Origin of the sequence: Cellvibrio sp. QJXJ, from assembly GCF_024452345.1 — a bacterium.
In the GTDB taxonomy this organism is placed as follows: Bacteria; Pseudomonadota; Gammaproteobacteria; order Pseudomonadales; family Cellvibrionaceae; genus Cellvibrio.
Genome location: NZ_CP101662.1, coordinates 2,395,977 through 2,408,599 on the forward strand (window position 1 = coordinate 2,395,977; position 12,623 = coordinate 2,408,599).

Annotated in this window: 8 protein-coding genes; all 8 read right to left on the reverse strand. The window is 48.0% G+C overall.

The features are described from left to right. Positions 1-11 precede the first annotated feature (11 nt). The gene (gene kdgD, locus NNX04_RS10335; RefSeq protein ID WP_007644741.1) at positions 12-926 is read right to left on the reverse strand and encodes a 5-dehydro-4-deoxyglucarate dehydratase; all 915 of its coding nucleotides are present in this window, start codon (positions 924-926) and stop codon (positions 12-14) included. 125 nt (positions 927-1,051) lie between these two features. Next, positions 1,052-2,599: a galactarate dehydratase gene (gene garD, locus NNX04_RS10340; protein WP_151054162.1), complete on the reverse strand. Its 1,548-nt coding sequence runs from the start codon at positions 2,597-2,599 to the stop codon at positions 1,052-1,054. 32 nt (positions 2,600-2,631) lie between these two features. Then, positions 2,632-4,002: an MFS transporter gene (locus tag NNX04_RS10345; protein ID WP_007644739.1), complete on the reverse strand. Its 1,371-nt coding sequence runs from the start codon at positions 4,000-4,002 to the stop codon at positions 2,632-2,634. A 170-nt stretch (positions 4,003-4,172) separates the two neighbouring features. Then, on the reverse strand, positions 4,173-5,273 hold the full coding sequence (locus NNX04_RS10350; RefSeq protein ID WP_261948375.1) for a lactonase family protein: 1,101 nt from the start codon (positions 5,271-5,273) through the stop codon (positions 4,173-4,175). Between the two features lie 45 nt (positions 5,274-5,318). Then, the gene (locus tag NNX04_RS10355; RefSeq protein WP_007644736.1) at positions 5,319-6,704 is read right to left on the reverse strand and encodes a glycoside hydrolase family 28 protein; all 1,386 of its coding nucleotides are present in this window, start codon (positions 6,702-6,704) and stop codon (positions 5,319-5,321) included. 19 nt (positions 6,705-6,723) lie between these two features. Continuing rightward, positions 6,724-7,938 carry a glycoside hydrolase family 88/105 protein gene (locus NNX04_RS10360; protein ID WP_261948376.1) on the reverse strand — a complete coding sequence of 405 codons (1,215 nt, stop codon included), beginning with the start codon at positions 7,936-7,938 and terminating at the stop codon, positions 6,724-6,726. A gap of 101 nt (positions 7,939-8,039) precedes the next feature. Further along, complete coding sequence (locus NNX04_RS10365) at positions 8,040-10,928, reverse strand: TonB-dependent receptor (protein WP_261948377.1); 2,889 nt, start codon at positions 10,926-10,928, stop codon at positions 8,040-8,042. 531 nt (positions 10,929-11,459) lie between these two features. Further along, positions 11,460-12,350 (reverse strand): LysR substrate-binding domain-containing protein, encoded by an 891-nt coding sequence (locus tag NNX04_RS10370; protein ID WP_007644733.1) that lies wholly within the window; start codon positions 12,348-12,350, stop codon positions 11,460-11,462. Positions 12,351-12,623 lie beyond the last annotated feature (273 nt).

Consider the following 12,623-nt stretch of genomic DNA (forward strand, 5'->3'; position numbering starts at 1 on the left):
AACAGTAACCTTTATTGAATACGCGCAATCAGCGTTTTTAATTCCGCCATTTCTGCGTCGGTTAAATCCGTGAGCGGTGTGCGCACCGGGCCAGCGTCGCGCCCGACTAATTTCATGCCCGCTTTCACAATCGATACCGCGTAACCCTGTTTGCGATTGCGAATATTAATGTAGGGCAATACAAATTCATTCAGCGCCGCATAGACTTTGGTGTAATCGCGCGCGCGCACTGATTTATAAAAATCCAACGCAAATTCAGGCGCAAAATTAAAAATCGCCGAGGAATAAGTAGTCACACCCATTTCCAGGTAAGGCAACGCAAAGGTTTCGGCCGTGGGCAACCCTCCGATGTAGGTGAGGCGATCACCGAGGCGTGCGTAAATGCGAGTCATTAATTCGATATCGCCGATGCCGTCTTTATAGCCGACTAAATTGGGGCAGCGCTCAGCCAAACGCTCCAGCTCTACTTCATCCAAACGCTGGTTAGCGCGGTTGTAAACAATCACACCCAGCTTGGTGGATTTACAAATTGCCTCAACATGTGCGGCAACACCATCTTTGGCCGCTTCGGTCAAATAGGGCGGCAGCAATAAAATACCATCAGCACCGGCTGCTTCCGCCGCTTGGCAATACTCAATCGAGACGGCGGTGCCGCCACCAGCGGGCGCAATTACCGGAATATGTTTGGTTTCTTCCACCGCGGCGCGCACCACACGGTCCACTTCTTTTTGCGTCAGCGAAAAAAATTCACCGGTGCCACCAGCGGCAAACATCGCCGCCGCATCGTGTTTAAACAGCCAATTCAAATTGGCGCGATAGGCATCTTCATCAAAAGACAAATCGCTCGCTTTAAAATGGGTGACGGGAAAAGAAAGCAAACCGCTGCCAACTATTTGGGCAAATTCTTTAGGTGAATAACGAGTCACGATGTATCGCTCCGGTAGTGGATAGTAGAAGCAAATTTTCACACCGCAACCCATACCGGTAAAGATTAATTGCTGACTGGGTTAATACGGTTTTTGTATTGATACAAAGTAGGAAAAATAAAATATCAAGTCACAGGCGCAGGGTTAAATAACACCAGCGAATTGTGCAATTTCCACTGCTCCGCCCAGGTTTTTTTGCCACTGGCCACATCGAGCATTAACTGAAAAACTTCCCAACCCATTTCTTCAATGGTTTTTTCACCGTCGGCAATACGACCGGCGTTTACATCCATCAAATCGTGCCAGCGCCGTGCCAAATCAGTGCGGGTTGCCACTTTAATCACCGGGCATTCTGCCAAACCGTAAGGTGTACCGCGTCCGGTAGTGAAAATATGCAAATTCATGCCGGCCGCCAATTGCAGTGTGCCGCAAATAAAATCACTCGCCGGTGTGGAGTTGTACACCAAACCATGGGGAATTTTTTTATCGCGCAAACGCTCACCGGGCGAGAGCACACCGACAATGGGCGACGAGCCGGATTTAACAATTGAGCCCATGGCTTTTTCCACAATATTGGAGAGGCCGCCTTTTTTATTGCCGGGGGTAGTGTTCGCACTGCGATCCACCATGCCTGCAGCGAGATAATCGTCGTACCACTGCATTTCATTAATAATGCCTTGCGCAACTTCCGCAGTGGCAGCGCGTGAGGTTAATTGATCGATGCCATCGCGCACTTCGGTATTTTCCGAAAACATTACCGTCGCACCAGCGCGCACTAATAAATCCGCGGCAAAACCTAATGCCGGGTTAGCGGTAATGCCAGAGAAAGCATCGCTGCCACCACACTGCATACCCACTACCAATTCAGAGGCGGGGCAAGTTTCGCGCTGGCGTTTGTTCAAGCGTATTAAATGCGTTTCGGCCTGACGCATAATCGATTCGATCATGCTCATAAAACCCACGTGCTGTTCGTCTTGCAGGCAGACCACTTGCGGGCCATCAACCAGCGTGGCGGGGATGGTTTCCGGTGGCATTAAGCGTGCGGGCTGCATTTTTTCGCAGCCGAGGCTGACAATCATTACCTCTCCACCAAAGTTGGGGTTGAGTGCAATATTGCGCAGGGTGCGAATAGGAATCGGCGCGTTGGGTGCGTCAATCGCCACGCCGCAACCATAGCTGTGTGCCAAACCCACCACACCATCCACGTTGGGATATTTTGGCAATAATTCTTCACGAATGCGTTTCACCGCAAACTCAACCACCCCGGCAACACATTGCACGGTTTGGCTAATCGCTAAAATATTACGCGTGCCTACGCTGCCATCGGCATTGCGATAACCTTCAAAAGTAAAACCACTGAGCGGTTCCCCCACTTCACCTGCGCGAGTAGCGATGGGTAAATTTTCCAGCCCCAACGCAGCGGGCATTTCCAACAAATTTTCATTGACCCAAGCGCCCGCATTAATCGTTTCTTTAGCGCGACCAATCACTACGTTGTAGCGAATAACCGCATCACCTTTGGCGATGTCGCACAGCGCTACTTTGTGCCCCTGCGGAATATTTTCGCTAAGCGATAACCCTGTTGCCACTTCAGTTCCCGCAGGCAAACCACCGGCAGTCACCACTACCGCAACGTTATCGGCCGGATGTATTTTGATAAGCAGTTGGGACATGACAAAACCTCGTAAAAAATCGGCACCGAAAATTAATTAACCGGCTCACTAGCAATAGATTTACTCAGGGTGATGCGTTTTATTTCGCCCACCACAAACAGGTAACTAATAATAACTATCGCCGCATGGGCGCCCACATAAGCCAGCGCACCAGCAAAGGAGCCGGTGCTATGCACTATGTAACCAATCACAATCGGCGTAACAATGCCCGCCGAATTGCCAAAAGTATTAAACAAGCCACCGGAGAGCCCGCCCGCTTCCTTGGGCGAGGTATCTGCTACTACTGCCCAGCCCAAAGCGCCAACGCCTTTGCCAAAAAAGGCGAGCGACATAATCGCAATAATTAGTACATCGGTATCCACATAATTACAGGCAATCATGGAGGTGGACATCAACATGCCGAGCACAATGGGCAGCTTGCGCGCCACCGTTAATGAGTAACCTTTTTTTAGTAGTCGATCCGAAAACCAACCGCCGGATATGCCACCCAGAAAACCGGCAATCGCCGGTAGTGAGGCTAAAAAACCGGCCTGCAAAATATTCATGCCGCGCTCCTGCACCAAATACAGCGGGAACCAGGTTAAAAAGAAATAGGTGAGCGCGTTAATGCAATATTGACCAATGTACACACCGAGCAGCATGCGCGAACTTAATAATTCTTTGATGCAGGCAAAGGTATTAACGCTCGCTGTTTGCTGATTGCTGCGGCCACTGTCCAAGTCAACCAACGCGCCGCCCTGTGATATGTAATCCAACTCACTCGCACTCAGTGCCGGATGCTCTTTGGGGCTATAAATCACCTTGCGCCACACAAGCGCCAGCACAATACCCAGCACACCCATAAAAAAGAAAATACTCTGCCAGCCGAAGGAGTAGACCATCCACCCCATTAAGGGAGCAAAAGCGACAGTGGCAAAATATTGTGCAGAATTAAAAATAGATGCGGCTAAACCGCGCTCGTGAGTGGGAAACCACGCGGAGGTAATACGGCTATTACCCGGGAAGGCGGGTGCCTCAGCGGCGCCCACCAATAAGCGCAAGACAATTAACAACAACAGCGCCGCACCACCGCTAACAAAACCGACAAACCCCTGCAGCAACGTAAACAGTGACCAGAGAAAAATACTGAAAAAATAGGTGGTTTTGGAACCGAATTTATCCAGCAGCCAACCCCCAGGTAATTGCGCCAATACATAGGACCAAGCGAAGGCAGAAAATACATAACCCATTTGCAGCGAGGTGAGACCAAGGTCTTTGGCAACATCCGGCCCCGCAATCGCAATGGTTGCGCGATCGGCGTAATTAATGGTGGTAACAATAAACAGCATCGCCAGAATGCCCCAGCGGGTACGCGATGCCGCCGCAATCTTGCTGGTGGAACTAAGCACTGGTGCGCTGCCCATGACTTCTACCTCTCAACGTCTTGGTTTTTTATTGTTAATGTCTTTTTGGTCAAGCGACAAATTCGCACAGTCAATTCTGCGAGCTTATTATTTCCAAATCAAACCAATAGATAAATAAATTGATCCACTTTGAGTATTGATAAATGCCATTAACGAGTTGCTATATCAAATCACCGTGCGGTCACAGGTAGATTCACTACCTCAATCCATGCCGGATTTTTCCCGGTTTGATGAGTTGATGCGAGCTGCAATTCACCGCTATGGGGGTTAATCGCATGCACACTTATGCGCCGCGACAACTGCCCCACCACCAACAGAAAACGGCCGTCGGGGGTAATCCTGAATGCCCGCGGTTGCTGCTCAGTCGCCCAACGACTAATTGGACTGAGACGACCCGTGTTGCGATTAACCTTGAATCCGGAAATAGTGCTGCCAGTGCGCTCAGAGGCATACAAAAAATTTCCATTGGGTGTGAGATGAATATCCGCCGCCCAGGGTTTTACCCCTTCTGCCAGCACATGGCTTTCCAACAATGTGGCAGTACCCTTGTTAGCATTGCGCTGGTACACCTGCACTGTACCGTTCAATTCATTCACCAGATACAAAAAAAGCCCCTGCGCGGAAAACACAAAATGACGCGGCCCCGCGCCTGAAACGGTATGTAATGCGGGTGTATTCATTGGTACCAGTGGAGCGGATTTAAGTGTGTGATTCACACGAAAATAATCCATACGATCCTCACCCAAGAGCGACACATAAACAAATTGGCGCTGTGGGTCGATAGTGATTTGATGTGGATGATTCCCCGCGGACAAAACCTGCACTGGGGATGAAGGAATTCCCTGCGCATTCAGCGGATAGCTACTAAGCGTATTACCGGCATAAGAGACTGCAAATAAATAACGTCCTGCTGGATCGACAGAAATATTCGCCATGCTATCCGCGACGGGCAGCTTGGCGCGCAACGATAATTCTCCACTGACACCATCAATTCCCAATACGATTAATTGATAAGGTGTAGAGCGAATGGCGGCATAAAGTAGCTGCCGGTCGGGCGACAGCGCCAAGGGCATCACGGCGCCATCAACCGCAAGCGTCTGCTGCAGGTTTAATTGACCGCTAGTTTCATTCAGCACAAATACGGAAATAGTGTGTGAATCAGTGTTAGCAACATAGACAACTGAGGCGGCATAACAAAAAAATCCTGCCGTACTCAACCAGAACAACAGCAGGCTTTTGATTAACCCGTGTAAATGCAAAGCACTATTCACCGCTAAATACCGTGCAAAACAAAAACACTCTTTACATAAAACACACTACTCAAAATGTGCCGACATTTTTTGGCCATTAACTTCCACATCAGAGAAAGTCACGTTTTTTAAACCGGTAAACTCCATAAACTCACCCGAGGATTTCACCTTGATGTTTTTAAACAATACATCTTGCAGCGGCTGCACTTCCGGAGCGTGGCTAATAAAAAAGGTATCCACTTTATCGACAGTGATATTTTCAAACACTATGTCTTGATAGCGCGAGGGAAAGTTTCCGCCCAAATAACCAGCCACGTAACTCAGATCGAACCAGAACAAATATTTGGCGCTGCCAATCTTCATATTGCGGATGCGCACATGCTCTACACTGCCGCCGCGATCCAGATTGGCTTTTAAACGAAATGCGGAGGTGCCTTTTAGGTAATCATTATCGGTGAAATACACATTTTTAATGCCGCCCGACATTTCGCTGCCTAAACCAACACCGTCTTCACCATCAAAAAGGTTATTTCTAACCACAATATTTTCACTGGGGCGGCCAATGGTACGCCCGTCCAAATCGCGACCGGATTTAATCGCGATTGAATCATCGCCGGTGCGGAAGTGGTTATTCTCGACCAGAATCCAGCGACCGGAATCTATATCCAAACCATCATTGTTGGCGAACATACTATCTACTTTTACACCGCGCACTTGCGCGTGATCGGTATACACCAAATGATTAACCCAGAACGGTGAGTTAAGCGCCGTGTAATCCTGCAACAGCACACGCTCGGCATTGAGAATTTGAATCAGCGATGGACGCAAAAAATGCCCCTCGCCAAATTGCCTTTTTTCCAACGGCACACCATCAAAACCCATTTGACGCAACTTGGCTATATCCGCCGCCTGGTGTTTTGCCCAGCCGAGAAATTCACTTTGTGCATTACCATCAATAGTGCCTTTACCGGTGATAGCCACATCTGTCACTTTGTTAGCGTAAATCAGCGGCGAATAACCGTAAATTTCAGTGCCCTCCCAGCGTGTAAATACCGCTGGTAAATAATGTTTGGTTTGGGCACTGAACAAGAGTGTTGCGCCCTCTTCCAAATGTAAATTAATGCGGCTCTGCAATTCTACCGGCCCATTGGACAACCACTTTCCCGCCGGGATAACAACACGTCCGCCACCGGCTTTGGCGGCGGCATTAATCGCACGCATAATCGCCGGCCGTGCATCGGCCTGCGCATCCGCACTGGCACCAAACGCGGTGATCACATAATCGGTTTGCGGAATTTTAGGGGATTCTATTTTTTTCAGAATTACATCCATTTGTTTCCAGTCAGACTGTTTATAAAAATCTGTTTTGGCCTGCGCCACTGAAACCAACGTGCACTGCAGTAACAGCAGCAAAATGGCAGCCTTAATTAATATCATTTTATTCGTCATCATTACCCTTACCTCTTATCAATCACTTAAATGCGGCAATTTCAACACCAGCCAAAATAAATGGCCCCAGCCCGTGAGGGTCATCGGTGCGAATGGCTTCACTGACATAGTACTCAAAGGTGCCGGTGCGATAAGGTTCATTGCCCAACCCGGCGCTGCCACAGGTATTTTTTAAGTGCATGCGGCCCAGTTCATCAATCTCGGTGTGCCCCTGCACTATGCCATTAAAAATATCCGTCGCAATTTTTTGGTATTTTTGCGGCAAATATTTTTTGTTATAACCCTTGGCAAAGGCGTAGGCAAACATAGCACTGCCCGAGGTTTCCAAATAATTGCCGTAGCGATCACCTTGATCGGTCACTTGGTACCAAAGGTGACTCGAATGCTGAACGTTTAACAATGCTTCCGCCAATTGATTTAACAAACGGATCAGCTCCTTACGCTTGGGGTGGTTTTGTGGAAAATAATCCAGGGTATCCACCAGCGCCATAACGTACCAACCCATGGAGCGCGACCAAAAATGCGGCGACAAACCGGTTTCTTTATTAGCCCATTCTTGCAAGTGACTTTCGTCCCACGCGTGATAGAGCAATCCGGTTTTTGCATCGCGAGTTTTACTTTCAATCAATAAAAATTGATGGGCGATATCATCAAAGGATTTAACGGGTTCGTTAAATTGTTGCGCGTATTGGGCGTAATAAGGTGCGCCCATATACAAACCATCCAACCACATTTGCCAGGGGTAAATATTTTTGTGCCAGAAGCCACCTGCAGTAGTGCGCGGCTGCCATTGCAACTGGGTGCGCAATGTTTGCATGGCGGTTAAATAACGCTGGTCCTGATATTTTTCATGCAGTAAAAATAAAAGTTTTCCAGGATTAATCGAATCGATATTAAATTCGGTAATCGCATAACCTTTTATGTTTCCCTGCGCGTCGATTAACTGATCCACAAAGGTTTTGGCATACGCCAGGTAAACTTCGTTACCGGTTTTTAAATATAGTTTTTGAAATCCGTACAGCACTAGCGAATAAGGGTAACCCCATTCCGGCTCTTTGAGCTGTTTGAATTCGCGCATAGTCCAGGCTTCCGGGTGGCGCTGCATAATGGACTTGGCCATCAGTTCCGCAGTAGCCAGCGCGCCGTTGTCGGTAGAGGTTTGTGCGTGAACAGAAAGGCAGAGGCTAAACATAGCACCAGCTATTAATAGCTGCGCAGAGGAGAGAAATTTTTTCATGGCGATTGATCCAGGAAATAAAATTTGCAGGAGAACACCGAACCATCGGCAATTGCCAATGGTTCGATGGATTAATGCAGGAAAATAACGACTAACAAACCTTAGAAGGTCGCACGAAGGCCCAAGCTAATTTCACGACCGGTATTGTTGATCTCGCGCACCAAATTCAGATCGCCACCAGAACTGAGTGGGCCGGTTGTGTAAAGACGTTCGTCCTCTTCCGTCAGGTTAATGACTTCAAGGCTAACTTTGATATTGTCGGTAATATTGTAAAACGCCGACATATCAACACGGGTTGGACCGGTAGTGTTTTCTGAATAGTTTCTGTCGCTGCCTGGAATAGCAGTTACGTAATCGTCGCGACCATTCACCACCACGCGCGCACCAAACTGCTCACGCTCAAAATAAATACCGTAGTTGTAACTGTTTTCAGACAACCCGGTTAGCGTGCCTTTGATATCACCTGGATACGTGATTTCGGAATCAACATAGGTGTAGTTAGCAAATACACCGAAACCTTCAAGCGCTGCCGGCAAGAAACTAAAAGGCTGTTGATAGGAAATTTCATAGCCATCCAATTTAGCGCCTTCACCATTGATGGGCGTGGAAATATTCCACTCATCATTCATGCTGACACCATTTGGATCAAACGACGGAGAAGCAGGATTGGTTTGTGGATAGGCCGTGCCAATAATAGCTTTCAAGTCAGCTGGCAATAAACCAGACACGGTACTGTTAAGAATAAAACTGTCGATATCTTTGTGGAAGAAAGTAATCCCTAACACTGACTCTTCGGCAAAATACCATTCAACGCCCAAATCCACCGCATCAGCAATAATAGGATCGAGACCAGGATTGCCCACAGAAATATTGCCATTGATAGGCGTCGCATTTACGGTCGCCGTCATGCTGGACAAATTAGGACGAGATAAATTGCGGTTGGCGCTAAAGCGAATCAGGAAATCCTCCACCACTTCCAACGTGGCGTTAAGTGATGGCAACCACTCGGCATAATCACTGCTGCGCTTGGAGGCAACTCCACCTGCGACACCCAATGATTCCACTTCAGTTTCCACGTAACGCAAGCCAGTGTTCACCATTAATGGCATGCCTGCCAATTCCATACTGCGAGTGTATTCGGCATAAATACCGGCGGTGTTTTCGGTCACATCAAAGGTTGACGGATCATTCGGGTTCAAGGTGAATGAACCTGCACCGTAAGCTGCTTTGGTAGCCGCAAAATCGTTAATCACAAAATCAGTAGGAAATCCTGCGGGTGGATCAATTGCATCGCCGTAACCCTTGGTCACTGCCGACAAGGTAGTGACTAAATTAGTGCTTGCTGAGGTAATAGGCATAATCGTGCTGGTACCGGAGCCCGTGCTTACCCGTGCAACCGGATCAGTCAAAGACCCCTCAGTTGGGTCGTGGCGCTCAGAGGTGATATTGCGCTCGTTCCAAATCACCCCGGTCTTGATGCTTGATTCATCCAAATCCCAGGTCAGATCTGAACGGAAAGTATCGTTCTCGCGCTCTACAATATCTTTACGAATGGTGGGCGCCGTGAAATGGTAGTTGAGTGGATTATTAATATCGAAACCGTAAGTCATTTCTGCGATATCACTGTTCTCGCGGAAATCATAAGAGAAATAAGTCGGGTTCAGACCATTAATCGCTTGGCGACGCGGTGCGTCCGCATTGGCATAAGTGGGGTTGAGCGCATCAAGGTTAAAACGATACTGCTCTTCGTCATGCACTACTGCCGCATTACCAAACATCACATCCAATTTTAAATTGTCGGTTAAGTCAAATTTACCAGAGAGCACCACCTGCTCAAATTCGGTATCACTGAATTGGCCGCGACTTTCTACGCGCGGTGTTACACCGGTAAATTCGCCCGCAACGGCGACACGGCCCGCCTCATCCAATACAATACTGGTGGGCGTAATCGAACCAAAAGTATTACGGAATTGCGCAAAGAAATTGTAGGAAGAAACTTCAGTTTTCAGATCAGACTTTAAATAGTCCAATGTGAATTCCATGCGATCAGTTGGGCGGAACTGAAATGAACCTGTTACGCCTGTGCGTTTTTGATCGGTATTAAACGAGTCCATACGCGGCAAGCGCGGGAACAACATGTAATCCAATGATTCGTTGGTTACTTTAGGGTCTGCAGGGTTCAGCTCTGGATAGTTAGCCAATGGATCGGGGGTACCGGTAATCGCCACTGTGGAATCATTACCGACAAAACTTCTATTGGAGTTATCAAATGCCGAGGTATAACGCACAGTACCAAAACCTTCCTGACGAATATTGCGCTCGGACTGGGCAAAACTGACCAACACACCAAATTTATCATCAGCAAAAGTATTGCTTGCCATAGCGACAATACGCGGGTCATCTTCACCGGTTAAATTATCCACCGCCATGGAACCGCCAATTACCGCGTGCGGGCCAGGGTTATCAAATGGCTTAGCAGAATACAATTCTACGGTTGACGCCAAACCACCCTCTTCCAATGAACCCTTGGAGGATTTATTCAAAATAATTTTGTTAAATAATTCTGATGCAAACACATTAAAGTCAAATGAACGACCGCGATTTACACCGCCGGAAGAATCCAACCCACCAGTACTGGAAGGCACTTCCATCCCATTTAATGTGGTAGCAGAGAAACTTGGGCCAAGGCCGCGTACGGTAATATTTCTACCTTCACCACCTTCGCGGGTAATAGCTACACCGGGCACACGCTGCAAAGATTCAGCGAGGTTCAGGTCGGGCATTTTGCCCATGTCTTCTGCCACAATGGCATCGACATTATTTGCGGATGTTCGCTTGGTATTCAGTGCATTAGCCAAGCTGGCGCGAAAGCTGCCAGTAACTACGACTTCTTCCAGTTGATCGTTAGATGCATCCTGCGCAAAACTGGTTGCAGGCAATACACTGGCAGCCATCGCCAGCACGAGCGGATTTAGGGTAAACTTTCTCATAGAAACTCCTCGCTGTTTTTTTAATTTGGATAATGTATTAATTTTATTCCTATTATCCATTGCCGCTTCTTCGATCTTATTTTTATAACCGCGTAACACTTGAACTTCCGCCACTGACGATAAATTCAAAAATTTGTAGCTGGATATTTTTATGGTGAGCTAAATAGCTCAAAAAAGATTAGTTGATAAAAATACAATTAGAAAAATTATTTTTTACTGCTATCACACTGAATAAAAAGCCCACGCCTCTTTACAGAAGCGCAGGAAGTTCGCTATGAGCGAAGATAGTCGGATAATACTGGCGCCGGATTGTGGTTGAACATATCCACCTCTCATGGGTTGAGCTGGGCAAGGCCAATTATTGCGGCATGATTTGATAAGAGAGTCGCGTAATTTATTGCTATTAACGTCGCTTCAAACCACCCGCTGATGTGACTGATTCTGAGCGCATGTTATTCACGAATCAAATCAATCACTAGATAAAACGATTTAATTCATGTATCAATCGTGGCGCGCAATGCAACAGATGAATCAGCTTTTGAATTCTGGTAACACCTCCTGCAGAAAAGTTTCCAGTGCTGGGTTGTTGTTGTCTTTACGGTAGCTGTAAACCATCTCCACCGGCTTGGGCGGCGTAGTGATCACTTGGCGCAGCAGTATTCCCTCAAAATGCAAACTGGAGGCCGACTTGGGAATCAGCGCCACCCCAATGCCCGACTGCACTAGCGCCAACATGGTATGCATTTGCGCCACATACTCTACAATTTGGGGCAGCACGTCCTCGCGCTGAAAGCAGCTGGACAGCAGGTTGTGAAAATAGCGCGCCTCATAGGGTGAATACATGAGGAAGGGTTTTGACTGAAGGCACGTCAGGTCAGGCTCGGTTGGCCAGAGGTCAGCGTCCTGCTTGGGGATTGCCAGGTAAAGCTCCTCTCCGGCAAGAAACACGGTTTCCAATTCACCATCATGACTGTGCGGGCGCACCAACCCAACATCCAGCACCCCAGCATGCAGCGCCTCCAGCTGGGCGCCGGTCACTAACTCCTTGAGCGTGAGGGAGACGTCAGGCGCTAGTTCACGCAAGCGCCGCACCATGGCCGGCAGCAAGTGATAACCAAAGGAGGCGGTAAAACCAATAGAGAGCGAACCCTTCTCGCCTTTTGCATTTCTGCGCGCCGTTGCCGCTGCCTCCTCGGCCAACCGCAGAATACGCGCTGCGTCCGGAAAAAAAGCTTTGCCTGCCGCCGTTAACCGCACTGTACGACTGGTACGCTCCAGCAACTGCGCACCGACATGATGCTCCAACAGGCGAATCTGCCGGCTCAAGGGAGGCTGGGTCATATTCAGTCGCTCTGCCGCCCGACTAAAGTGCAATTCTTCGGCAACCGCCACAAAACACCGCAACTGACTGATTTCAAACATCGATTCATCTTCCGCATTAATAAATACAAACTAATGCCATGTTTAGATGGGATGAGACCAAAATGCAAGTTACCACCTGACTACAAACAAACACACCTATCCCGAAAGAGTGGCGCCCGTGACCTAACCACTAGCCGCAAGTTTCTATTTTGTTACCCTTTACCCACCGGCGAATCTGCACACAAATTTTCACCCGCAAACCATAAATTCATGCTTGAAAAAAATAACCACTGAAAAATTAATTAGCAAAAAGTTTTTAACTTTTTTAGAAAA

What these genes read in the sequence shown, in the direction of transcription:
- garD (WP_151054162.1), bottom strand. Translation starts at nt 2,599, where the DNA reads ATGTCCCAACTGCTTATCAAAATACATCCGGCCGATAACGTTGCGGTA.
- NNX04_RS10345 (WP_007644739.1), bottom strand. Translation starts at nt 4,002, where the DNA reads ATGGGCAGCGCACCAGTGCTTAGTTCCACCAGCAAGATTGCGGCGGCA.
- NNX04_RS10355 (WP_007644736.1), bottom strand. Translation starts at nt 6,704, where the DNA reads ATGATGACGAATAAAATGATATTAATTAAGGCTGCCATTTTGCTGCTG.
- NNX04_RS10360 (WP_261948376.1), bottom strand. Translation starts at nt 7,938, where the DNA reads ATGAAAAAATTTCTCTCCTCTGCGCAGCTATTAATAGCTGGTGCTATG.
- NNX04_RS10365 (WP_261948377.1), bottom strand. Translation starts at nt 10,928, where the DNA reads ATGAGAAAGTTTACCCTAAATCCGCTCGTGCTGGCGATGGCTGCCAGT.
- NNX04_RS10370 (WP_007644733.1), bottom strand. Translation starts at nt 12,350, where the DNA reads ATGTTTGAAATCAGTCAGTTGCGGTGTTTTGTGGCGGTTGCCGAAGAA.